Origin of the sequence: Pseudomonas sp. GGS8 (assembly GCF_024168645.1) — a bacterium.
Lineage (GTDB): Bacteria > Pseudomonadota > Gammaproteobacteria > Pseudomonadales > Pseudomonadaceae > Aquipseudomonas.
Window position 1 is genome coordinate 4,900,081 of the sequence record NZ_JALJWF010000001.1, and the last position, 22,809, is coordinate 4,922,889.

The window sequence follows — 22,809 nt, forward strand, 5'->3', positions numbered from 1 at the left end:
TGAAGTGCCGGGTGACAGGCTCGTCACCCGGTGGTCCTGCGTGAGCGTTGTTGTTTTAGCCTTACTCGTAATCGCTCATGCTGAGCGGGATGGGCGGGTAATTGCGTTTCACCAGGGACTGCGCCCAGAGCTCCAGTACGGCGCGTCGGCTTTGTGACATGTCGCGGGTGATGGGCATGGCGAGCGTGCTTTCCTCCTGGTACTCCTTGCTGATCAGCACAATCAGCTGGTCGACGGCGCCTTCCACTCTTGCCTGTGAGTTGAGCGGCATGAACTTGTTCATGATGGGGTACAGGTAATAGAAGGTCTGCAAGATGCGTGGGTAGATGAAGTTCTCCCACAACAGCGTCGCGGCGTTCTGACGCGTGCAGATGGAGTTCCAGTAGGTGATGAAGTCCTGTTGTAACTGCGGATCCAGTGGCAGGACGCGCATCGGGGCGAGGAAGTCTGTGTAGGCCTGGGTGTAGTTGAAGCTGAAGGGGACGGCCGGGTCGTTGTGGTCTTCCTGCACGAAGAACCGCAGGGTGGGAAAGCCCGGGGCTCGAGCATTGACGCCCAGTTGGGCAATGCCGCTGGCGTTGGTGGTGATCTTTGCAACAGAGTAATTGACGGTGCTGTTCTGAGCATCGCGCAGCGTCCCGGTTCTGGAGATGGCAGCGTCGAATGCCAGGCAAGGGCGCAAGTTGACCGCGACCGGTTTACCCAAGTCATGCAGGAACTGCTGATAATTTACCGGTATTCCCGAAGGCCCGGCATTCGACGTATCCACGGCCTGTAGGGCGGTGAGTCCACGGCCGCTCCCGGTAGCCCGGGGGCTTGATACCGCGAGCACATCGTTGAATTGCGGCAGATTGGGCTTGTTCAATGTGCGGTCTGCCGGATGGTCGTAGAACAGCGTGAAGTCGGCCGGATTGCTGAATGCCAGATAGTAGTTGCTGGTGGTCACCATGAAGGGGTTGCCATACTCCGCCACCCACAGCACGGTGTTGGCCGCTGGCTTGCCATCCTTTTGCACCATGATTTGCAGCGTCTTGTGATCACCCACGTCGATGAAACTGCCGCTTTCTATTACTTCGGCGGTCCACATCTGCTGGGTGGAGGCGATCTGGGGCGTTTGCGTGCCCTGTAGCTGCAGCTCCAGAGGGCCTGCCTGCAGAGTCGCCTTGTCTGAGTCGTTGAGCGTGAAGTCCAGCAGGCCGGAGCGTTTGTCGAAGGCTGCTTGTCGATACTGCTCGAAACCGAAGTTGATCACCGGGTTGAACTGTCCATCCTTGCGTACCCCCAGTAGATAGTTGCCGGCATGGAATTTTTCGGCCGTCGGGATCGGGGCGTTGGAGTCCACTGGATAGAACGGAAAAGTGTTGCCCAGATCCAGCGACAGGGTGTGGTCGGTAATCTGGGCCGACATCACGCCCAACGTGATGCTGGCGGCCTCGACATTCTGGTTTGTTTGATAAATCGGTACGGCGTTGGCGGGCACCAGACGCCGGCCGGCCGGAGCGGTGGGGTATTCGTCGGCGAACCAGAGGCCCAGGGTCGCTGCGGTACGGCTGTAGGCGGGGTTGAAAAAGATATCGGCGACGTTGTCCAGACCCTTCTGATACATCGCTTGCACTTTGGCCATGTCCGCGGCTGTCGTGGAGTGGGTATTGATCGGCGGGAAGTCGTTGAAAATGCCGTTCTTGTCATAGTAGGTCAGGTAGGTGGAAAACCTGAACATCAAGCCACGAGCCCCTTGTTGCCTCATCTGCTGTTGAAGCTGACTCAGCAGCGCGGAGTTGCCGATAACCCATTCCAGGTTTTCCTGGGGAAAGCAGGTCTGCCAGGTGGTGGTGACATACTTCAGACCACCGAGGGCCCCCCAATTGAAGTTCAGGAATCGGTCCAGCATCCGGTATTGCCGATTGAGGGTCAGGCCGCATTTATCATCCCCCAGCTCCAGCTTGTCGAAATACAACGCGGTGAAGGCGTTCTGCCACGGGCTGATGTCCACGAAGCGCGCGGCAGTAGGACTGGCGCTGCCAAAGGGGTTACCGAGCAATTGGTAGTTCTTGCCGACCAGCGCATCCTGGTCGATGTAATTGTTGGCCTGTAGCTCGCCGCCGATGACCACGGAGCGGATATCTTCGTAGCACACCGTGCCGCAGGCATTGTCGCCAAACAGATCCCACTCTGCGGGAATGTACGGGGTCGGGCTGCCATTGGTCGGCACCATCGGCACGTAGTCCGGGACGTTATTCACGGGACTGATGACCCAGGGCATCAGCGTGTTGGGGGCGTTCTGGCGCGTGATGTCGTAGAAGTTCACAAACGGCCAGTTAATATCCATGTTGACCGCGTCATAGAGTGGAAATACATCGTTGTTGTTGGCCGTTGGCGGGTTCCAGAACATATGGCCGTTGAGGTAGATGCGGGGGAAATTCAATACGCTCATGTCATGCTCCTTAGCGTTGCCACTGGGCGTGTTTCAACGACCAGACAAAATCCAGTTTGTTGTAACCGGCGAAGGCCGAGTTCGGCAGCGGGGTGGTGGGGTAGACAATGCCGCCCTGTTCTTTCAGGGCGAAATTGAAGTAACCCTTTTGGTTCGAGTAGGCGGCGGTGCCGTGGCAGGCTAGGCAGGACGAGGTGTTCTGGAAGGCCGATTCCAGCTGGGAGTTGGCCAGCACCTGGGTGATGGGCTGGAATTCGACCCCGATCAGTTCGTACTTCGCCAGAGCGGGATTAGCGGCCTGAAAGCTGGTATTGACCGTTTTGGCGGCTGGTGTCGGTCCTGTGGTGTTGGTTATCGGGGTGGCCGGCACGGCATTGGTCACGGTGTACTTACTGTTGTTGACGTTTTCGAAGGTGGTCCAGACCCAGTTGGCGTTCAGTTTGTTGACGACGTGCAAGCCGCTCATTGCGGCATAGCCGACCTTGTATTTACCGTCTTGCAGGTAATAGGCCTGGGCGATGTAGTAACCGTCTTTCTCCAGTTTCTGTTTGTAGGTCGCGTCGGAGCCGATCCACAGCCAGGAGGATTTCAACTCCCAGGCAATGGGCGGAAACTCCAGATTGCTGGTCAGGGCGGCCTGGCCGTTCATGTTGTAGACCTGCTTCTGCACGATGTAATCGAACGTGCCCTGGCCCATCAGCAGCTGAAAGCGTACGGGTTTGCCTTTTTCTGTCGCGGGCACCGCTCCGCCCATTTGCAGAATCAAGCCATCGACCTGTTGGGTGGCTTTGAGGTTATGGAAGGTTCGGGACAGATCCATTCCTAGTGCCTTGGCCTGTGTAACTACCGCGTTCGGGGGTGGCACGGGGGTGCCATAAGGGGCGGGTTTGGCGCCATTGGGCAGGTAGACCTGGTCGGAGGGTTTCATCGATTCCCACTCGCGGTTGGGGTTCCCCGCGGCAGCGGGCTGGTTCAAGCAGACAAACCAGTTCCAGGCCATGGTCTCGGGGCTCTGCGCAAACGCGGCCCGGGTCTTGTCGACGTCTCCTCCAAACTGCAGGAAGTTGCTGCAGTCGAAGGTGTTCGTGCTCTGAGCCTGAGCCAAACCGGCCAGGGTACTCAGAACTGTTATAGAAATGGCTCGCCGCATGGAAGCTCCTTGGCATTGGCCGGGTCGGTGTGTGGGTGCCCCAGGAAGTGTTCCAGGAGCAGTTGCTTCACTGCCGTGGCCGCAAGGCACTGCGGCAACGGCAGATCGCAATTGGTGATGAGTAGCGGGCCGGTGTTCTCGCTGTCGGGCAGGCGGCCATGGCTGCCACGGACCAGGCGGGTGTCCAGCGGAATCAGGTCCATGTAGTAGCGAAAGCCGAGTTTTTTCTGCAGCAGGCGACGCGCCACTTTCAATTTGGGGAAGCGAATGGCCGGGTCGATGAACAGCTCCAGCGGGTCGTAGCCGGGCTTGCGATGGATGTCCACGGTGCGGGCAAAGTCGGGTGCCTTGCGATCGTCGAACCAGTAGTAGTAATCGAACCAGTAACCCGGCGCGGCCACGGTCACCAGCTCGCCGCTGCGCGGATGATCCAGTTGCCAGGCCCGTTGTTCGGCTTTATCCAGCACCTGCTCGATGCCGGGCTGGTGCTGCAACAGCGCTTTGACGCGAGGGATGTCGTACGCCTGCTTCACGTAGACATGTGCGATCTGATGATCGGCCACGGCAAAGGCCGCGCTGGCGCCGGGGTCGAGCAATTCCCAGGTCAATGATTGGCGCACTTGCAACAAGCCTTCCGAGCGCAACAACCGGTTGATCGATACGGATTGCTCTACCGCTTCGATCCCATATTCGGACAACAACATCACCGCCGCGCCTTGCTCCTGGGCAAAGGTCAGCAGGCGACCCACTTCACTGTCGATGGCCCGCACTTCGTCGGCAATCGACGGATGATCGGGGCCCAGTCGCTGCAGGCAGTAGTCGAGATGCGGCAGGTAGACCAACTGCAAGTCAGGTCGATCGATCTGGAACTCGGCAATGGCGCAGTCGACGATCCAGCGACTCGACGCGATACCGGCCGCCGGGCCCCAGAAACCCGGAAACGGGAATTCGCCGATCTGCTCCTCGATACGCTCATGCAACGAGGCCGGTGACGAATACAGACCGAACATCTTGCGGCCATCGGCCGGGTAATGAGGGCGTGGGGTGATGGCGGCATCCACGTCCGCGTACATGTTGTACCACCAGAACAACTGGCTGCAGCGAAACCCGGGGAGCTCGCGCTTGAGCGCCTGCCAGACCTTTTCACCCTGGATCAGTGCGTTGGGTTGTAGCCAGAAGCGTACTTCGGCCTGGTCGCGGAAATACCAGCCATTGCCGACAATGCCGTGCTCCGACGGCGACAGACCGGTCAGGATCGACGCCTGCACCGTCGACGTGACGGCCGGAAACACTGGTTGCAGGCTGGCCATTTTTGCCGTTTTCAGCAGGGCATTGATGTGTGGCGTCGCCGGTCCCAGCAGCGCCGGGGTCAGTCCGACCACGTTGATCAGCAGCAGCGGTTGGCGCGGATTTTCAGAGGGCATCGGCGTACGCCTCCCGCACTTGGGGGTGCAGCAATTGGCGCTGGCGCAATTGGTCTTCTACCCAGTGCAGTTCCGCGGCGATTCCCTGCAGTTGGGCGTGCTCGGTGTCGGGCCGCAGTTGCGCGGGCAGGACGCCCCAGCTGTAGGTTTCCACTTCCAGCACCGGACGAAAATCCCCATGGTCTGCGAGAAAGTCGAAGGTTTGCGACAGGGCGATCTGACTGCCGCTGAGTTCGGGCAGCAGCAAGTGATCGCTAAACAGCGGAATGTGGAAATGAATCCGCAGTTCGGGATACTGCCCCAGGTTGTTGGCGCAATCGTCGAGTGCTGCGGGAAGGTCGGCCCAGCCCGATAACTGCGCCTGCGCATCGCGGGCTTTGACTTGATGCAGGTAGGTGGTTTCGGCGAAATCGCTCAAGGTCTTGAGCACGTGTTCGCGTCGCTTGGCGTCTTGAGTGGGCAGGCGACAAATCAGCGCGTTGGACAACTGAATCTTGCCGACAGGTACTCGGGCCTGGCGCAGCTTTTCCAGCGACTGATAGCAGTGTTCGAAAACCACAGCCTGATGGCAGACATCAAAACACAGCGCCAGATAGTCATGGTGCGGGTCGCTGGCTTGGTAGCGGTGGAAGAAGGCGATCGCCTGGTCAGTGTTTTCCAGCACGCAGTCCGGCTCCATCTCCAGGCAGAACACGATCTTCTTACCGGTCTCCCGATGCAGCCTGGCCAGCGAAGCCGTGAGTTGGCGCAGCAGATGTTCGGCTTGCTGTTGTAACTGCGGGCTCCAGCTGGCGGCATAGCCCAGCGGCACGGTGGAAATCACGCCCTGGCGACAGTCCGGCGGCAGGGCATCGGCGAGGATCCGCGCCAGATTCAGGCTATATGCCAGCCGTTCAGGCTCGGCCCAACTGGGCAGATAGACCTCGGCTTTCACCGCGCCCTGATGAAATTTCCCATAAGGAAAACCGTTAAGCGACGTCAGCCGTAGCCCGCTGCGTTGCAGCAGACTGAGAAAGTCCGCGCGAGCCGACGGCTGTTGCAAATCGGCCGCGGCGAGGGCGCTGATCCACAGCCCACTGTCTTGCTCGTTCAGGCCGCGCAGGGTGCGCACGCCCTGAAAATGCCGCTCGATGGATGACCGTAGCCCAGCCAGGTCACGGGTCGGGTGCACGTTGCTGCAATAACCGACCTGCGCGGCAGCCCAACCCGTGCCGGCACTCATTTGATCACCGGTTCCTGGCCACGCAGGGCAGAGTTGTCCTGCCACTGCCGACGCTGGTCGATGGGCAGCGGGGTGCTGACCAGAGCCTTGTCCAGTTGGCCGCTTTGGGCAAAAAAGTCTACGGGGTTGTGGAACAGCACCTGTTCGACCTGGGCTTCACTGAAGCCTGCAGCCAGCATCGCTTCGCCGGTTTTCGGCACCTTGAGCGGGTCGCTGATGCCCCAGTCGGCGGCGCTGTTGACCACCATTTTCTCAGTGCCGTACTCCTTCAACAGGGCGACCATGCGCTGTTCCGACATCTTGGTGTTGGGGTAGATCGAATGGCCGCGCCAGCAGTCGCTGTCCAGCACCAGCGGCAGGGTCAGTTCGTTGAGGTGGTCGATGATCACCAGGTGCTCGGCAATCCCGACTTCGCGAATCACCGCCAGGGTGCGTTTGGTGCCACCGATCTTGTCGCGGTGTGGGGTGTGCACCAGCACCGGCAAATTGAATTGTTTGGCCAGCTCCAGTTGAGCGGCGAGGAAGCGATCTTCCTCGGGGGTGATGTCGTCGTAGCCGATTTCGCCAACCGCCACGACGCCGTCTTTTACCAGGTAGCGCGGCAGAATCTCCAGCACTTCATTGGCCACCGACAGATCATTGGCTTCCTTGGGGTTGAGGCCGATGGTGCAGAAGTGATGGATGCCGAACATGCTGGCGCGAAAGCGTTCCCAGCCCAACAGAGTGTCGAAGTAGTCGATGAAACTGCCGACACTGGTCCTGGCCTGGCCCTGCCAGAAGGCCGGTTCGATTACCCCGGTGATGCCGGCGGCGGCCATGTTCTGGTAGTCATCGGTGGTACGGCTGACCATATGAATATGCGGGTCGAAGTACTTGAGCATCGTAAAACCTCGTCAAGGAAAAGCAGTCGTTGAGTGTCAGTTCAGTGAGGTGCCAGCCAGGTGCTCGTGCCACTCCGGCGGCAAGCGTTGCTGCTGATTCAGCCCGGCCAGACGCTGGTGTTGCGCCGGGCTGAGCAGATCGAAGGCGATCACTCGGGGCAGCCCGGCGGACACCGTTCGTTCGGCAGCAAGCTGTTCGTCCAGCAGGTCGAGGGCCAACTGGTTGAGGGTGACGCTGTGTCGTTGCGTCAGGCCGATCAGGCGGCGTACGTCGAGCCCCATGCCCAGCGCCTTGAGCACCAATTGATGGAAGGCCCGTTCGCTGTAATGGCGCGATGGGTAAAGGGTGTCCAGCGCGAGGGCGGCAAACACCTGGCTGTTGCTGGTACGCCCGGCCTGCAGGGCCAGCTCTACGCAGAGCCCACGGCTGTCGAGCCAGTCGAGGGCCTTCAGGGTGACGATTTTTTCTTGGTCGTCGCCCCACAGAAACAGTTGGCGCAGCAAGGGCAGTTGCCCGGCGAGGGGCTGTTGCTCCAGGACCTGAGCGAGCAACAATGCCCGCGCCAGTTGGACGTTGTTCCAGCCGGGATTAAGCGGCAGCGGCGGCTGCTTGAGGTTGCGCTTGCACTGGCTGCTCAACAGCGCCGCGGTATTGGCGTCCGGGCGTTGGGCAAGCCGCTCCTGTGCCTGGCGCCACCACTGCAGCTCGGCGTCATCGAGCTGTTGCGTGAGGGCCTGGTGTTGTTCGGCGAGGCAGTCGTGGCGCATATCGAGTGCCGTCAGTGGCGACGCAGTGACGTCCATGTTCATGTCGGTTTGATCCAGCGCTGGAAGTGTGGAAGCAGGAAAAACACCAGAATGCATAACAGGCTGCCCAGTGGCTGATTGGCCACGGCCAACACCAGGGCATCGAACAATGGCAGAGCCGCCAGGCCAGCGCCGATGAAGGCGCGGACCTGCCGTTGCTGCGGGTGGGCCAAGTGGTGCCAGTAATGCCAGCCCAGCCAGCCAAGCCAGAGCAGTAGCACCGGCCAGAACCAGGCGTTGTCGGAATAGATCGTCAGGGCCAGCGGGCTCAACATCAGCAGGAGAGGCAGGCGGCTGAGCAACTGGTTATCGTGTTCCTGACGAGCCAGGTAGGTCAGGCCGCTGATGTAGACGCCAAGCAAAATGGCGCACAGCCAGATCGGCTCCGGCGGCACCGCCAGGCTGGCCGCCGCCGTGAGGTAGAGGGCCGAGCGGCAGGCGCCCATCAACCAGACACTGTGGGCGTATTTCTTGTGCAGCAGGTTGTAGCCGAGGATGCAACCCACCAGCAGGGTGGCGCTGCCCAGCAACCAGTGCGGTTGCTCGATCAGCCGGCTCAGGCCCAGTACCGAGGCGGCGGCCAGCATCAGCAACAGCGCAGTGGCCAGCCCCACTTGTTGGCGGCTGACCAGACCCAAAGTGATGGGGCGCGGGTTGTGGTGCTGTTGGTCCCAGTCGGCGTCCAGCAGGTCATTCAATAACATACCGGCCAAATACAGCAGCGACAGCGCGGCCAGCAGCAGGATCCACACCAGCGACGACGGCGGCGCCAGGGCCCCGGCGCTGCTGGCGAGCAGGGCGGCGGCCAGGGTGTTGGTCCACACCGTGGGCAGGTTGGATACCCGGCCGAGGGTCATCCAGGTTTTCAGGTTCAGCGGTGTCTGGCTCATTGCGCGCAGCCCTCGCTGAGGGTGAGCGCGGGGTCGATGCGGGTGGACAGCCGTTGCAGCGCCTGCTCCATCCGCGCGGCATCGATTTCATGCAGGTCCACCGATTCGCCGATCCGGCTGAGCATGGGGATGGAGAGTTTCCCGCCCAGGTGCTGACGGAATTCCTCCAGCCCGAGCAGAACCAGCGAGCGTCCCCGCGCATCTTTCAAGGTCAGTTCCGGCGGGCACAGGTTGAAGCCGAGCTTGAGCAGCAGGTTCAGAACCCGTTCGGTGTCGCCATCGCTCAACAGTCCCAGGGCATTGGCATAGAGTCCATCCAGGGCGATGCCCACCGCCACGGCTTCACCATGGCGCAGTCGGTGCTGGCTGAGGTTTTCCAGTTTGTGTGCCGCCCAGTGCCCGTAATCCAGTGGCCGTCCGTTACCGCGTTCGAAGGGGTCGCCGGCGCCGGTGATGTGCGCCAGGTGCAGTTCGGCGCAGCGGCGAATAGCATATCGACTGGCCGAGTGATCGAAGTGGGCGAGGGCGTCGGCCTGTAGCTCCATCCATTGGAAGAAGGCCTGGTCCTTGATCAGCGCCACCTTGACTGCCTCGGCCAGCCCGGCGATCTGGTCGCGGCGGGTAAGGCTGGTCAGCAGCTGAAAGTCGTTAATCACCGCGGTGGCGGGGTAGAAGGCCCCCAGCAGGTTTTTCTGGCCGAAGGCATTGATGCCGTTTTTCACACCGATGCCGGCGTCGTTCTGGGCCAGCACAGTGCTCGGGATGCGGATCAGGCGAATGCCACGGTGGAAGGTGGCACAGGCGTAGCCCACCGCATCCAGCACCGCGCCGCCGCCCAAGGCCAGGACATAACAATGTCGGTCCAGCCCATGGTGCAACATGTCGCTGTAGAGCTGTTGCAACACCTGCGAGTCCTTGCTCAGTTCGCCGGCCGGCACCGCAATGGGTGCGGCCTGCAAGTGCAGGTCCGCCGCATGCGCGGCAAAGTAGGCATCGATCTGATCCAACAGGTGTGGGGCGCTTTGCAGCAGTTGTTCATCGGCGAACACCAGCACCGTCACCGGGCCGCGATGCTGGGCGGTGAGCTGACGGTGCAGACACGGATTGGACGGCTCGAACAGGTGATCGGTGAACACCACCGGGTAGTCGTAACGGACGTCGAAGCGCCCTCGCAGGGGGCCATCCGTGTCGTGTTTGCGCAAGGTCTTGAACAGGCTGTACCCGGCGATAAACAGCCCCGGCAACACCATGCTGGCGAGGAGCGTCACCAGCAGCGCATTCTGCTCGACGAGGTAGATACCGATGGCACTGTAGGCCAGTGCCAGGCCGGCATTGGCCAAGGTGGTAACCCACAAAAATGCGCGCAGCGGATAACGCTGCATCCCGGCGGCCACCACTGAAGTTTCCGCCAATACCGGCACGCCGCGCAGGCAGATCAACGACAGCGTACCCAGCTTGTATGCCAGCTGCCCCGGCTGGCGCTGATGCAGGCCCAGGCGACCGGACAGCAGACGAAAGTAACCGGCCCCCAGCGCATAACCCAGCCCAGCGCCCAGGCACAGCCCCATGAAAATCACCAGATAGCCACCAACACCGCCCAGCATGGCCACGGCCAGCAGCGCGACCATGCTCGACGGCACTGGCAGCACCACGTCCAGCGCGAGCAGGGCGATCAGCAGCAGTGCCAGGTTGAGTTTCTGGGTGGGTGTGGAGGGCTGGTACAGGTTGAGATGGGTCAGGAAGTCCTGGATCTGTTGTTCGAACAACAGAAAACTGGCGATCACCAGGCCTGAGAAGCAAAGCAGTGACAGCCAGAAATGTCCGGCCGGCCCCTTTTGCGAGAACGCACGATACCCATGGCTGCGCTTCATCAAGCATCCCTCTTTGTTGTTATGACTGATTCCGTGTCAGTAGTGATAAGCAGCGGCTGGTCGGTTTTAGATCAATAGACTCTCTCGCCTGAGGGGCTGGTTTATGTACGGTTTGGTTACGCCTGTAGAGATAGTTCTGAACTTAGACGGTCGTTGTGTTTTTGCAAGGCGACCTGATGGCAATCTGATTTTTTTACCCGCGGCAGCTGCTACGCAAGTGCATCGCGGCGACGGGTGCCACTGAGTCGATGTTAAAAAATGTTATTTTAAAAAAACACTTCACATAATCTGTTCATTGGTGGATTATCTGCTCAACCAGTGTCAAGCGATCGTAGCTGCCATGGTGTTGGGCGATCTGCTGGCCATGCCGCCGGTGCCCACCTCTACATCGCGGCCTCGTCACCTGCGCTTTGTCGGCGTGGAACAGGTCGTTGCTTCCCTCAGGAGTACCCCATGAATAACAAGAATGTCGGTGTTGTCGGTCTGGGCGCGATGGGGCTGGGCATTGCCCGCTCACTGTTGCGCAGTGGTTTCAATGTGCATGCCTGTGATGTGCGTGCGCAGGTGACTGAACAGTTTGCCGGGGAGGGCGGCGTGGCATGTTCTTCACCCGCACAGATGGCCGCGGCGTGCGACGTGATCATTACCGTGGTGGTGAACGCCGAGCAGACCGAAACCGTATTGTTTGGCGAGGGTGGCGCCGTCGCAGCGTTGCGCCCTGGCAGTTTGGTGATCGGTTGCGCCACCGTGGCCCCGACCTATGCTGTCGACTTGGGCCAGCGCCTGACCGCCCAAGGCTTGCTGTATCTGGATGCCCCGATCTCCGGTGGCGCGGCCAAGGCGGCCGCTGGTGAAATGACCATGATGACGTCCGGCCCGGCCGACGCTTACGCCAAGGCCGAAGCCGTCCTGGCAGGCATGGCCGGTAAGGTTTATCGCCTGGGCGACAGCCATGGCCTGGGTTCCAAGGTCAAGATCATCAACCAGCTGCTCGCCGGGGTGCACATCGCTGCTTCTGCCGAAGCCATGGCGTTGGGCCTGCGTGAAGGGGTCGATGCCGATGCACTTTACGAAGTGATCACCCACAGCGCCGGTAATTCCTGGATGTTCGAAAACCGCGTGCCGCACATTCTCAAGGCCGATTACACGCCGTTGTCCGCGGTGGATATTTTCGTCAAGGACCTGGGCCTGGTGCTGGATACCGCCCGGGCCAGCAAATTTCCGCTGCCGCTGTCGGCCACCGCTCACCAGATGTTCATGCAGGCTTCCAGTGCCGGCTTCGGGCGTGAGGACGACTCGGCGGTGATCAAGATTTTCCCCGGCATCGAGTTGCCGACTGCCAAGACCGAGCCGGTTTGAGGAACGCCCAATGAACACAACCCCTGCACGGCCCTTGCTGGGCTGCATCGCCGACGATTTCACCGGCGCCACGGACCTTGCCAACATGCTGGTGCGCGGCGGTATGCGCACCGTGCAAAGCATCGGCATTCCGCGCAGCGAAGTGGCGGCCGGGCTTGATGCCGATGCGATCGTCATCGCCCTGAAGTCGCGTACCCTTCCAGTCGCCGAAGCAGTCGAGCAGTCCCTCGCCGCGCTGGCCTGGCTGCGTGAGCAAGGTTGCGAACAGATTTTCTTCAAGTACTGCTCGACGTTCGATTCCACCGGCGCCGGCAATATCGGCCAGGTCAGCGAAGCACTGCTGGCGGCGCTGGGCAGCGACTTCACCCTGGCGTGCCCGGCGTTTCCGGAGAATGGCCGGACAATTTTTCGCGGCCACTTGTTCGTGCAGGATCAGCTGTTGAGCGAGTCGGGCATGCAGCATCACCCGCTGACGCCGATGACCGATGCCAACCTGGTTCGGGTGCTGCAATCGCAGACGCGTCTGAACGTTGGCCTGTTGCGTTACGACACCATCGCCCAAGGGGCCGAGCAAGTACGCGGGCGCATCGCCGAGCTGCGGGCCCAAGGTGTCGGCATGGCGATTGCCGATGCTTTGTCGGACCAGGATCTGTACACCCTCGGCACCGCCTGCGCCGACTTACCGTTGCTCACCGGTGGTTCGGGGCTGGCCCTGGGCTTGCCGGAAAACTTCCGTCGCGCCGGAAAACTGCGGGACCTCGATGCCTCGAAACTCCCGGCAGTATCGGGCGGTGAAGTGGTGTTGGCCGGCAGCGCGTCGATCGCTACCAATGGGCAAGTGGCGGCCTGGCTCGAAACCGGTCGTCCAGCGCTACGGATTGATCCGTTGGCCCTGGCGGCGGGTGAACCGGTGGTTGCCCAGGCCGTGGCGTTCGCCAAGGGCCATGAAGAAACCGTATTGATCTACGCCACCAGTTCGCCGGATGAGGTCAAGGCGGTGCAACAGCAGCTCGGTGTCGAACAGGCCGGCAGCCTGGTGGAAAACGCGTTTGGCGAAATAGCCCAAGGCTTGCGTCAAAGCGGCGTGCGGCGCTTCGTGATCGCCGGCGGTGAAACTTCGGGCGCGGTGGTTCAGGCGCTGGGTGTGCAACTGCTGCAGATCGGCGCGCAGATCGATCCGGGTGTGCCGGCGACGGTCAGCAGCACCGATGAGCCTCTGGCGCTGGCGCTCAAGTCGGGCAACTTCGGTGCTCGGGATTTCTTCAGCAAAGCCTTGAAGCAACTGGCGGAGGGTGTTTCGTGAGTAATGAAAATGCCTTGCGCGAAGAAATCTGCGACGTTGGCCGCAGCCTTTATGAGCGCGGTTACACCGTCGGCAGCGCCGGCAATATCAGCGCACGGCTGGATGACGGCTGGCTGATCACGCCGACTGACGTGTGCCTCGGTCGCCTCGATCCGGCGACCATCGCCAAGGTCAATCTGGCCGGTGAATGGGTCTCCGGTGACAAGCCGTCGAAGACATTGGCGCTGCATCGCCAGGTCTACGACCGCAACCCGAGTGTCGGTGGCGTGGTGCATACCCACTCCACTCATCTGGTGGCATTGACCCTGGCGGGTGTCTGGCAGCCGAACGACATCCTGCCGCCACTGACGCCGTATCAGGTGATGAAAGTCGGGCATATCCCGTTGATCAGCTACCAGCGTCCCGGCTCGCCAAAGGTTGCCGAACAGGTCGCACAACTGGCCAACAGCGTTCGCGGCGTGATGCTCGAACGGCTGGGGCCGGTGGTCTGGGAGAGTTCGGTGTCCAGAGCCAGCTACGCCCTGGAAGAACTCGAAGAAACCGCGCGGTTGTGGCTGATGAGCAATCCCAAGCCCGACCCGCTCGACCAGACAGCACTGGACGAGCTGCGAGCGGCCTTCGGCGCGCAGTGGTAGGGCGCTGACTTTTCTTCAAACGATAGAACACGAAAGACCGATAAAGCGGGCCCTGTTCGGGAGACGTGCAGCGACTCCCACGACCCCGGCTTGCCTGAAAAATACAATAACAAGAGGACATCCAGGCATGACTCACCTTCACTGCGGCATTTTCAGACCCGGTTGCAGCACCCTTGTGTTCAGCCGGCGCGGAGGGCTTGTGAAATGAGCCCGTTAATCTTGATGGTTACCGCGGGGCTAGGGATCGCTCTGTTGTTGTTTCTGGTGCTCAAGTACAAGTTCCAGCCGTTCGTGGCGTTGATGCTGGTGAGCATTCTGGTGGCGCTGGTGGCCGGGGTGAAGCCGGCTGATCTGGTCGCCACCATCGAAGGCGGCATGGGCAAGACCCTGGGTCATATCGCGATCATCATTGCCCTGGGCGCGATGATCGGGCGGATCATCGAACTCTCCGGCGGCGCCGAGGCGCTGGCCAAGACGCTGATCAGCCGTTTCGGCAATCGACGCACGCCGCTGGCGCTGACGATTGCCGGGTTCATGGTCGGAGTACCGGTGTTCTTCGAGGTCGGCGTGATCATCCTGATGCCGCTGGCCTATGGCGTCGCTCGCAGTGCGCGCAAGCCGCTGTTGGTGTTCGCGTTGCCGATGTGTGCGGCGTTGCTGACTGTACACGCCTTCCTGCCGCCGCATCCGGGGGCGGTGGCCGCTGCCAGCCAGTTGGGCGCCGACCTCGGTCGTGTGTTGATGTTCGGCCTGCCGTTGACCGCGTTCCTTTGCTATGTCGGCTACCGCGTGGCCGGGCGTATGACCCGTCGGGTGTACCCGATGACCGACGATATCCGCGCCGAAGTCTATGGCCCGCATGTCACCAACGAGGATCTGGCCGCCTGGGCCAATGGCAACGGCAAGAGCGCCGAACGAGCGGCCGTGGCCGCATCGCACATGGGCCTGGAAGAGGCTACCAGCAGCATTGTCTCGAAGTTGCCGCCGGCGCCAGCACCGGGATTCGGGATGATCGTCAGCCTGATCGCGTTACCGATTATTTTGATTCTGCTGGGGACACTGTCCAACTCGTTGCTGCCGGCCGACTCGGTCCTGCGCGGCATCATGACCGTACTCGGTGCGCCATTGGTGGCGTTGCTGATTGATACCTTGCTGTGTGCCTGGTTGCTGGGCTCGCGTCGGGGCTGGAGCCGTACTCAGGTGTCTGACGTGATCGGTTCGGCCTTGCCGGGTGTGGCCATGGTGATTCTGATTGCCGGCGCCGGCGGTGTGTTCGGCAAGGTGCTGGTGGACACCGGCATCGGCGCCGTCGTCTCCGATTTGCTGCGCACCACCGGTCTGCCGGTGCTCGCGCTGGGCTTTCTGCTGACCATGCTGCTGCGTGCGGTTCAGGGTTCGACCACGGTGGCGTTGGTGACCACTGCCGGCATCATCAGCCCGCTGATCGCGACCCTCAACCTCACGGCGAACCACATGGCGCTGCTGTGCCTGGCCATGGGCGGTGGCGGGTTGGCCATGTCCCACATCAATGATGCCGGTTACTGGATCTTCACCAAACTGTCCGGGCTGAACGTGGCCGACGGCCTGCGCACCTGGACCGTGCTGACCACCTTGCTCGGCACGTTGGGTTTCGGTATTACCTTGCTGATCTGGCCGTTTGTCTAACCTTCTGTCCAAGGAGCTACCATGCCTCGTTTTGCTGCCAACCTCAGCATGCTCTATCCGGAACATGAGTTTCTGGATCGCTTCGCCGCCGCGGCCGCCGATGGTTTCGAAGCGGTGGAGTACCTGTTTCCCTACGACTACAGCGCCCAGGAACTCAAACAGCGCTTGAGCGATAACGGTCTGGTGCAAGCACTGTTCAACGCACCGCCCGGCGATTGGGCGGCGGGCGAGCGGGGCACGGTGTCGTTGCCGGGCCGGGAGAGTGAGTTTCGCAGCGGTTTCGATCGCGCACTGGAATACGCCGCCGTGCTGGGCAACTCGCGCATCCATGTGATAGCCGGGTTGCTGCCGTCGGAAAGCGATCGACCACGGCATCACGGTGTGTACCTGGAGAATCTCGCATACGCCACCGCGCAGGCCGCCAAGGCTGGCATCACGGTGCTGCTGGAACCGATCAACACACGCGACATGCCGGGCTTTTTCCTCAACCGCCAGGATCAGGCCCAGGCCATCTGCAAGGAAGTGGGCGCCAGTAACCTGAAGGTTCAGTTCGACTGTTACCACTGCCAGATCGTCGAAGGTGACCTGGCCACTAAACTGCGTCGGGACTTCGCCGGCATCGGTCATATCCAGATCGCCGGCGTACCGGATCGACATGAGCCGGACCTGGGCGAAGTCAACTATCCCTACCTGTTCGAGTTGATCGACCAGTTGGGTTATGACGGCTGGGTAGGGTGCGAATACCGGCCCCGTGGCAACACGTCGGCCGGCCTGCAGTGGTTGCGTGACTGGAAGGCGCGCTAACGCCTTACAGGTTGTTGTCGGAGGGCAACAGCAGTTCGACGCCTTGCTTGCGGATGCTATCAGCCGCGGCAGGAGTCAGCGCGTCGTCGCTGAGGATGATGTCGAACTGCTCGAGCCCGGCGATCCGGTACATGCTGAATGTGCCGTACTTCGAACTGCTGGCCACCAGCACCACTTGTGAGGCCGATTGCATCGCGACTTGCTTGACCTCCACCTTCAGCGCCGAAGGCGTGGTGAGGCCGCGACGCAAATCCCAGGAGCTGGTGGAGATGAAGGCGATATCGGTGACGATCTGGCGCAAGGTGGCCACCGCCAGCCCGCCCACGCACGATTGATTCGAATGATCCAACTGCCCGCCAGTGTGAATCACCGTGACATGGGGCGCATCGATCAGCGCCTGGACAATCCCGAAGTCGTTGGTCACCACGGTCATGCCGGACAGCGCCTTGATATACGGGACGATTTCCAGGGTGCTCGTCCCTGCATCCAGATAAACCGTCATATCAGCATGCAGCAGGCGTGCGGCCAGTTTTGCCATCGCCTGCTTCTGCGGCAACTCGACCACCGCCTTGAACTGATGGCTGGGCTCGCTGTGGAGCTGGCTGGCGATTCGCACGCCGCCAGTGACCGAGTAAGCGCGGCCTTCCTGTTCGAGCAGCGCGATATCGCGGCGGATAGTCATGTGCGAACAATCGAACATTTCCATCAACTGATGAACGCTTAGCACCTGATGCTTGCGCAATTGGCGCAGCATCAATTCACGGCGCTGTTCAGGAATCATCGGTGCGCCGCTGTCGGCGGCGATGTCCTTTTGACTAGGCATTCGGGCTCCAGAGTGAAGAAATCCGCAGACAAGGAAAGCGGGACCCACATAGTAGCGAATCTACAGTAAAGGAACGAGTTGTGCGGATCACTGTTCTGGTGGCGGCAGCCTCAATTCTTAGTTCATGATTTTCTGAACTAACTATTTGCTGCAGCCTATTCAATCGCTTGTCGCCATAGCCTTAGGATTCGTCACACGGGACCGCAGCCAGCAGAGCAGCGGCCCGCAGCACCCCCTTTCGACTGCCCAGTAACGCCGTCAGCCCAAACAGCTGGAGGCCTGACGCAGCCGAGAGGAATGCATGAAGCTAGAAATTTTCCGCACGTTATGGGGCTATACCGCCAGCAAGGCACAGGCCCTGGATGAGTTGCTCGCCGCCGGCTTCGATGGCCTAGAGGCGCGCTTGCCACTGCAGGCTGATGAGCGTGGCGAGTTCGGCGCTTTCCTGCGCAGCAACCAAGTCCCCTACATCTGCACCCTGTTCAGTGCCTACGATGTATTGCCCGACCAGAACGCCACGCCCACCCAACACTTGGCCGACATTGATCGCAAACTGGGCTGGGCCTCGGAGCTGGCCCCTCGTTTCGTCAATCTGCTGGCAGGCAACGATCGCTGGCCGCAGGCATTGCAGGTCGAATTTTTCGGCCAGGCCCTGGAACTGGCCGCCAGGCACGGGGTGCTCTGCAGTTTCGAGACACATCGCGCCCGTTCCCTTTACAGCCCTTGGGTGACCCTGGAGCTGATCCGCCAACTGCCGGGCCTGCGTTTCACCAGTGACATCAGCCACTGGGTGGTGTGCTGTGAGCGACTGCTGGACGATCCGGCCGACGATCTTTCGGCCTTCGTCGAACGCGTGCATCACATTCAGGCTCGGGTCGGCTATGACCAGGGCCCGCAAGTCCCCCATCCCGCCGCCCCGGAATATGCCCGTGAATTGGCGTTTCATCAGCACCATTGGGAGGCCGTCTGGACCTCTCAGCGCGAACGGGGCTACCCGGTCAGCAGCTTGACCCCGGAGTTCGGTGCCGACGGTTATCTGCATCACTTGCCCTTCACCAACATGCCGGTGGCTGACCTCTGGACCTTGAACCAGTGGATGGCCCGGACCGAGCGCGAACACTTTGACCGTTTCACCCGTGAAGGAGCCCGCCATGCGTAATACCTCGCCAACCCTGGCCAACTTCAACAGCATTCCGGTAGTGAATATCGCCGGGCTCTTCAGCATCGAACTGGAGCACCGCTTGGTGGTGGCCGAGCAACTGGGCCGCGCCGCCAGCGATGTGGGTTTTCTGTACATCACCGGGCACGGCATCGATCCGGCGCTGATCGAGGGCCTGCACCAGGCGGCCAGGGATTATTTTGCGCAACCGCTGGAGGCCAAGATGCGCCACTACATCGGTGCCTCAGAAAGCCACAAGGGCTTCGTGCCCGAAGGTGAGGAGGTGTATTCCAAGGGCAAGCCGGATCACAAGGAAGCGTTCGATATCGGCTTCGAAGTGCCCGTGGATGACCCGCTGTTCCTCAACCGTACACCGCTGCTAGGGCCGAACCACTGGCCCGAGGTGCCGGGCTTCCAGAGCGCGGTACAACACTACTATCAGGCGGTGTTCGCCCTAGGCCGCCGGTTGTTCGATGGCTTCGCCTTGGCTCTGGGGCTGGAGGAGGGCTACTTCGACGCACTGGTGACTCGCCCGCCCTCCAAGTTGCGGCTGATCCATTATCCCTTCGACGCCGATGTTGTCGACGCTCCGGGTATCGGCGCGCATACCGACTACGAGTGCTTCACCATCCTGCACGCCGATCAGCCGGGGCTGGAGGTGCTCAATGATCAGGGGCAGTGGATCGACGCACCGCCACTACCCGACGCGTTCGTGGTGAACATCGGCGACATGCTGGAAGTCATGACCGCGGGTGCCTTTGTGGCCACTGCCCACCGGGTGCGCAAGGTCGCTCAGGAGCGCTACAGCTTCCCGCTGTTCTACGCCTGCGACTATCACACGCTGATCAAGCCGTTGCCGGCCTTCGCCAGGGATGCCCAGGAATACGAGGCGCTGGCGATTGGTGAACACATGTGGAGCCAGGCCTTGCAGACCTACCAGTACCTGCGCAAACGCGTGGAGAACGGCGAGCTTGAACTGCCGTCACGGGCCCGAAAGCCATCGAGCTTCGGCCACCTGAAGAACACCACCCCTCATTCCTAAAAAAACAACCCACGGAGCTTCCCACGATGAAAAGCCACTACGCTCTGACCAAACTGAGCCTGCTCGCCGCCGGCCTGTTCTGCGCCAACGCCGCCTTCGCCAGCACCGCGACCCCCGGTGTGTTGAAAGTCGGTATGGAAATCACCTACCCGCCGTTCGAGTCCTACGATGCTGACAAGAATGTGGTCGGCTCCGACCCTGAGTTGGCGCATTCCCTGGCCAAGGCGATGAGCGTCAAGGCCAACTTCGTCGACACCAAGTTTCCCAATCTGATCAACGGCCTCAACGCCGGGCATTACGACGCGATCATTTCCGGCATGTACATCACCCCCGAACGCCAGCTCCAGGCCCGCACCATCGCCTACGCCAATACCGGCGCCGCGATCATGGTGCCCAAGGGCAGTGAGTTGAGCCCGCAGGTTCCCGAGGACTTGTGCGGCCTGAAGGTCGGTCTGGAGCAGGGCACCACCTGGGTTGCCAAGTTCAACCAGTTGTCCAGTGACTACTGCGTTCCGAACAACAAAGGCGCGATCACCGTCAACGAATACCCCTCGGCCCCTGAAGTGACGCAGGCACTGCTGTCGAAAAACATTCAGGCCCAGGTGGAAATCGCCGGTGCCGCGCACATGATCGCCCAGCGTACCAACGGGCGGGTCGTGGTCAGCTCGCAGAAGCTGGTGTACCCGCAGACCTTGGGCATCTACGTGAAGAAAGACGCCGATGCTACTTATCAGGCGCTGGTCAAGGCGCTGGCCGACAGCAAAGCCAGCGGTGAGTACGCTGCCATTCTCAAAAAATACGATCTGGAACCGGTCTCCGAGTAATGGCTGAAGCCGCGCCCTCGTTGGAGGGCGCGGCGTGCACGAGGTGTCTATGCAATTCGACTGGTCTTACTTTATTTCGCTGTTCTCCATGACTGACTTCTGGGCGGCGAGCCTGACCGTCATCGAACTGAGCGCCCTGGCCTGGTTCCTGGGGATGTTGCTGGGCTTTGTTCTAGCGTCAGCCAAGTTGTCTGGCTCACCCTGGCTGCGATTACCGGCGGCGCTCTACATCTGGTTCTTTCGCAGCATTCCGTTGCTGGTGCTGGTGGTCTTCATCTACAACCTGCCGCAGCTGCTGCCCGGTGCCGGGCCGGTGCTGTCGGTACCGTTCTATTCCGGCCTGTTGGCGCTGGTGATCACGGAGGCTGCCTACATGGCCGAAATTCATCGTGGCGGGCTGATTTCGGTCGCCAAGGGCCAGAAGGAAGCCGGCCGTGCCTTGGGTATCGGCCTGTTCGGCCTGCAACGGCTGATTGTGATTCCCCAGGCATTTCGTATCTCACTGCCGACCTTGATCAACGAATACATCACGGTGGTCAAACTGACGTCGTTGATCTCGGTGATTTCATTGACCGAACTATTGACCGTCGGTCAGCGCCTGTATGCGCAGAACTTCCTGGTGATGGAAACCCTGGCGGCGGTGGGTGTGTACTACGTGCTGATCGTCACGTTGTTCGGCTTTGCCCTGCAGCGTCTGGAACGCTACCTGGACCTCAACCTGCGGACACCGCAAACCCTCGACAGCGCCTCCGCGCAGGTATTGCGTGGCAGCCTGGCGCCTGTGGTGTCCAACAAGCTCAAGCCCCCGGCCAAAGGCGCTGCCCCGGCCCTGCAACTGCAGGGCGTGCACAAACGCTATGGCGATCATCATGTGCTCAAGGGCATCGACCTGAAGGTACAAAGTGGCCAGGTGATTTCGATCATCGGTCCGTCCGGCTCCGGCAAGACCTCACTGATTCGTACGGTCAATGGCCTGGAGCGCATCGATCAGGGCGAAATCCTGTTGTTCGGCGAGGGCTTTATCAATGCCTGGGACAAACCGGATAGCCGTCGGATTCGTCAGGGCGTACGCCGCATCGGCATGGTGTTCCAGAACTTCAACCTGTTCCCGCACCGGACACTGCTGGACAACATCAGCCTCGCTCCCCGTTATCACGGTGCCGGTCGCGCACTGAGCGAACAACGCGCCTGTCAGCTACTCGACAAGGTCGGCCTGTTGGCACATGTCCACAAATATCCGCATCAACTGTCCGGCGGCCAGCAACAGCGCGTGGCCATTGCCCGGGCCATGGCCATGGACCCGGATATCCTGCTGTTCGACGAACCCACCTCAGCGCTGGATCCGGAGCTGGTCGGCGAGGTGCTCACGGTCATTAGCCAATTGGCGCGCGAAGGCATGACCCTGCTGATTGTCACCCACGAGATGGACTTTGCCCTGTCGATTTCCGACCGGGTGATCTTCATGGAAAACGGTCACATTCAGCTGGATGCATCACCACAGGCGATCCGCGGGAAGCCCGAGGCTCATAGAGTGCGGCGGTTCATGGGGTTGCAGGCGCCGGAGGAGGAGGGATGCCTGTCTTGAATGCATTTAGCTGTGCGCTATCAGAATTCGCCCGTTGGATCGGCCGCACATCCCTCGCTGCTGCGTTGCGTTATGGCGACGAATAGCGCCTTTGGATGCGCGCCAGGGTGCCGTCATTGCGAAGCGTTTCAATCGCCTTGCGCAGGTCGTGCACCAGTTGGGCGGAGCACTGCTTCGAGCAAGCCAGGTAGAGGTCCGCTCTGCTCATGACGGGGCTCATGTGCAGTGTGTGTTCAGACACTTTCGGCCAGATGTATCGACTCTCCGGGACACCGTTGAACCAGGCATCGATGCGACCTTTCAAGAGCATCTGCGCGGGGTTGTCGCCAATGGTCAGGGGGCGGATCTGATCGTCGCTGAAGCCTTGTGCGCGGAGGATTTCCTCCTGCGCACTGCCCAGGCCGACGCCGATCACCCGGTAGGTTTGCTTCGCTTGCTCGAAGCTGCTCACCGGCCGGTCAAGGCTGAAAAAAGCGCGCTCCATGAGCATGATCGGCGCGATCCAGGTGAAGCGATCCTCACGTTCCGGCGTGCGTGACAAAGGGGCGATCAGGATGTCCTGAGTCTCGCTGACGTGTTTCTGCGATCTGGCCCAGGGAAGCACATGGACTTGCGCGACATAACCGGCGTTGGCAATGGCAGTCAGCACGGCTTCACCGACCATGCCGTGGCCTTTGGCGCCATCGACGAACGTCAGGGGCGGAGCGTCCGGGATATACAGTTCGAGCGGCAAGGGCGCGCCGCTCGCGTGACAGGCAATCAGCAGCGAGACCGACAGACAAAACCAGCAAAGTGCCTTTGTACGGGCAGTCGAGAGTCGTGAACTCCCGCTCATGGTTGATCATTCAGGCATTGAAAGTAGAGGAGAACCACAATTCACCAGTGGTATTAATCACAGAGATAATGAGTTTGTTTTTTTATTGGATCCGGC

General features: G+C 60.9%; 19 protein-coding genes. 9 read left to right on the forward strand and 10 right to left on the reverse strand.

All coding sequences use genetic code 11. The features are described from left to right. Positions 1-61: 61 nt before the first annotated feature. From J3D54_RS21940 to J3D54_RS21975, 8 genes are read right to left on the reverse strand one after another with little or no spacing between them, the layout of a single operon-like run. Positions 62-2,434: a hypothetical protein gene (locus J3D54_RS21940; protein WP_253422576.1), complete on the reverse strand. Its 2,373-nt coding sequence runs from the start codon at positions 2,432-2,434 to the stop codon at positions 62-64. Between the two features lie 10 nt (positions 2,435-2,444). After that, a complete protein-coding gene (locus tag J3D54_RS21945; RefSeq protein ID WP_253422578.1) occupies positions 2,445-3,584 on the reverse strand; it encodes a hypothetical protein in 1,140 nt (379 codons plus the stop codon). Next, positions 3,563-5,008, reverse strand: a complete 1,446-nt coding sequence (locus J3D54_RS21950) for an alkaline phosphatase family protein (RefSeq protein WP_253422580.1) — start codon at positions 5,006-5,008, stop codon at positions 3,563-3,565. The genes J3D54_RS21945 and J3D54_RS21950 overlap by 22 nt, the downstream gene beginning before the upstream one ends. After that, the gene (gene eboE, locus J3D54_RS21955; protein WP_253422582.1) at positions 4,998-6,230 is read right to left on the reverse strand and encodes a metabolite traffic protein EboE; all 1,233 of its coding nucleotides are present in this window, start codon (positions 6,228-6,230) and stop codon (positions 4,998-5,000) included. Before eboE ends, J3D54_RS21950 begins: the two co-directional genes overlap by 11 nt. Further along, on the reverse strand, positions 6,227-7,111 hold the full coding sequence (locus tag J3D54_RS21960) for a TatD family hydrolase (protein WP_253422584.1): 885 nt from the start codon (positions 7,109-7,111) through the stop codon (positions 6,227-6,229). Before J3D54_RS21960 ends, eboE begins: the two co-directional genes overlap by 4 nt. Positions 7,112-7,147: 36 nt before the next feature. After that, a complete protein-coding gene (locus J3D54_RS21965) occupies positions 7,148-7,921 on the reverse strand; it encodes an EboA domain-containing protein (RefSeq protein ID WP_253422586.1) in 774 nt (257 codons plus the stop codon). Beyond that, entirely contained in the window at positions 7,918-8,808 is an 891-nt protein-coding gene (locus J3D54_RS21970) for a UbiA family prenyltransferase (protein ID WP_253422588.1), read from the reverse strand. Before J3D54_RS21970 ends, J3D54_RS21965 begins: the two co-directional genes overlap by 4 nt. After that, complete coding sequence (locus J3D54_RS21975; protein WP_253422590.1) at positions 8,805-10,679, reverse strand: 3-dehydroquinate synthase; 1,875 nt, start codon at positions 10,677-10,679, stop codon at positions 8,805-8,807. The genes J3D54_RS21970 and J3D54_RS21975 overlap by 4 nt, the downstream gene beginning before the upstream one ends. A 453-nt stretch (positions 10,680-11,132) precedes the next feature. On the opposite strand from J3D54_RS21975, the gene ltnD reads away from it, so the two are divergent. The 5 genes from ltnD to otnI all read left to right on the forward strand — a co-directional run bounded on the left by ltnD (position 11,133) and on the right by otnI (position 16,445). Next, the gene (gene ltnD, locus J3D54_RS21980) at positions 11,133-12,038 is read left to right on the forward strand and encodes an L-threonate dehydrogenase (RefSeq protein ID WP_018928932.1); all 906 of its coding nucleotides are present in this window, start codon (positions 11,133-11,135) and stop codon (positions 12,036-12,038) included. Between the two features lie 10 nt (positions 12,039-12,048). Beyond that, positions 12,049-13,341 carry a 3-oxo-tetronate kinase gene (gene otnK, locus J3D54_RS21985; RefSeq protein ID WP_253422592.1) on the forward strand — a complete coding sequence of 431 codons (1,293 nt, stop codon included), beginning with the start codon at positions 12,049-12,051 and terminating at the stop codon, positions 13,339-13,341. Next, entirely contained in the window at positions 13,338-13,976 is a 639-nt protein-coding gene (locus tag J3D54_RS21990) for an aldolase (protein ID WP_253422594.1), read from the forward strand. Before otnK ends, J3D54_RS21990 begins: the two co-directional genes overlap by 4 nt. 204 nt (positions 13,977-14,180) lie before the next feature. Continuing rightward, positions 14,181-15,641, forward strand: coding sequence for an SLC13 family permease (locus J3D54_RS21995; protein WP_253422596.1), 1,461 nt, complete (start codon positions 14,181-14,183; stop codon positions 15,639-15,641). Between the two features lie 21 nt (positions 15,642-15,662). Beyond that, on the forward strand, positions 15,663-16,445 hold the full coding sequence (gene otnI, locus J3D54_RS22000) for a 2-oxo-tetronate isomerase (RefSeq protein WP_253422598.1): 783 nt from the start codon (positions 15,663-15,665) through the stop codon (positions 16,443-16,445). Between the two features lie 4 nt (positions 16,446-16,449). Here otnI and J3D54_RS22005 read toward each other — a convergent pair whose 3' ends face one another. After that, entirely contained in the window at positions 16,450-17,268 is an 819-nt protein-coding gene (locus J3D54_RS22005; protein WP_253422600.1) for a DeoR/GlpR family DNA-binding transcription regulator, read from the reverse strand. Between the two features lie 301 nt (positions 17,269-17,569). On the opposite strand from J3D54_RS22005, the gene J3D54_RS22010 reads away from it, so the two are divergent. From J3D54_RS22010 to J3D54_RS22025, 4 genes are read left to right on the forward strand one after another with little or no spacing between them, the layout of a single operon-like run. Further along, complete coding sequence (locus J3D54_RS22010) at positions 17,570-18,427, forward strand: sugar phosphate isomerase/epimerase (RefSeq protein WP_253422602.1); 858 nt, start codon at positions 17,570-17,572, stop codon at positions 18,425-18,427. Beyond that, positions 18,420-19,469, forward strand: a complete 1,050-nt coding sequence (locus tag J3D54_RS22015) for an isopenicillin N synthase family oxygenase (protein WP_253422604.1) — start codon at positions 18,420-18,422, stop codon at positions 19,467-19,469. Before J3D54_RS22010 ends, J3D54_RS22015 begins: the two co-directional genes overlap by 8 nt. A gap of 26 nt (positions 19,470-19,495) precedes the next feature. After that, entirely contained in the window at positions 19,496-20,293 is a 798-nt protein-coding gene (locus tag J3D54_RS22020) for a transporter substrate-binding domain-containing protein (RefSeq protein ID WP_253422606.1), read from the forward strand. Positions 20,294-20,342: 49 nt separating this feature from the next. Beyond that, positions 20,343-21,878 carry an amino acid ABC transporter permease/ATP-binding protein gene (locus J3D54_RS22025; RefSeq protein WP_253422607.1) on the forward strand — a complete coding sequence of 512 codons (1,536 nt, stop codon included), beginning with the start codon at positions 20,343-20,345 and terminating at the stop codon, positions 21,876-21,878. Positions 21,879-21,948: 70 nt separating this feature from the next. Here J3D54_RS22025 and J3D54_RS22030 read toward each other — a convergent pair whose 3' ends face one another. Further along, positions 21,949-22,713: an ABC transporter substrate-binding protein gene (locus J3D54_RS22030; protein ID WP_253422608.1), complete on the reverse strand. Its 765-nt coding sequence runs from the start codon at positions 22,711-22,713 to the stop codon at positions 21,949-21,951. Positions 22,714-22,809: the final 96 nt, after the last annotated feature.

Excerpts from the sequence above, each read along its gene's own strand:
- eboE (WP_253422582.1), bottom strand. The coding sequence starts at position 6,230 with ATGAGTGCCGGCACGGGTTGGGCTGCCGCGCAGGTCGGTTATTGCAGC.
- J3D54_RS21965 (WP_253422586.1), bottom strand. The coding sequence starts at position 7,921 with ATGAACATGGACGTCACTGCGTCGCCACTGACGGCACTCGATATGCGC.
- J3D54_RS22015 (WP_253422604.1), top strand. The coding sequence starts at position 18,420 with ATGCGTAATACCTCGCCAACCCTGGCCAACTTCAACAGCATTCCGGTA.
- J3D54_RS22030 (WP_253422608.1), bottom strand. The coding sequence starts at position 22,713 with ATGAGCGGGAGTTCACGACTCTCGACTGCCCGTACAAAGGCACTTTGC.
- J3D54_RS22025 (WP_253422607.1), top strand. The coding sequence starts at position 20,343 with ATGCAATTCGACTGGTCTTACTTTATTTCGCTGTTCTCCATGACTGAC.
- ltnD (WP_018928932.1), top strand. The coding sequence starts at position 11,133 with ATGAATAACAAGAATGTCGGTGTTGTCGGTCTGGGCGCGATGGGGCTG.
- otnK (WP_253422592.1), top strand. The coding sequence starts at position 12,049 with ATGAACACAACCCCTGCACGGCCCTTGCTGGGCTGCATCGCCGACGAT.
- J3D54_RS21975 (WP_253422590.1), bottom strand. The coding sequence starts at position 10,679 with ATGAAGCGCAGCCATGGGTATCGTGCGTTCTCGCAAAAGGGGCCGGCC.
- J3D54_RS21950 (WP_253422580.1), bottom strand. The coding sequence starts at position 5,008 with ATGCCCTCTGAAAATCCGCGCCAACCGCTGCTGCTGATCAACGTGGTC.
- J3D54_RS21940 (WP_253422576.1), bottom strand. The coding sequence starts at position 2,434 with ATGAGCGTATTGAATTTCCCCCGCATCTACCTCAACGGCCATATGTTC.
- J3D54_RS21970 (WP_253422588.1), bottom strand. The coding sequence starts at position 8,808 with ATGAGCCAGACACCGCTGAACCTGAAAACCTGGATGACCCTCGGCCGG.
- J3D54_RS21960 (WP_253422584.1), bottom strand. The coding sequence starts at position 7,111 with ATGCTCAAGTACTTCGACCCGCATATTCATATGGTCAGCCGTACCACC.
- J3D54_RS22020 (WP_253422606.1), top strand. The coding sequence starts at position 19,496 with ATGAAAAGCCACTACGCTCTGACCAAACTGAGCCTGCTCGCCGCCGGC.
- J3D54_RS21945 (WP_253422578.1), bottom strand. The coding sequence starts at position 3,584 with ATGCGGCGAGCCATTTCTATAACAGTTCTGAGTACCCTGGCCGGTTTG.
- otnI (WP_253422598.1), top strand. The coding sequence starts at position 15,663 with ATGCCTCGTTTTGCTGCCAACCTCAGCATGCTCTATCCGGAACATGAG.
- J3D54_RS22005 (WP_253422600.1), bottom strand. The coding sequence starts at position 17,268 with ATGCCTAGTCAAAAGGACATCGCCGCCGACAGCGGCGCACCGATGATT.
- J3D54_RS22010 (WP_253422602.1), top strand. The coding sequence starts at position 17,570 with ATGAAGCTAGAAATTTTCCGCACGTTATGGGGCTATACCGCCAGCAAG.
- J3D54_RS21995 (WP_253422596.1), top strand. The coding sequence starts at position 14,181 with ATGAGCCCGTTAATCTTGATGGTTACCGCGGGGCTAGGGATCGCTCTG.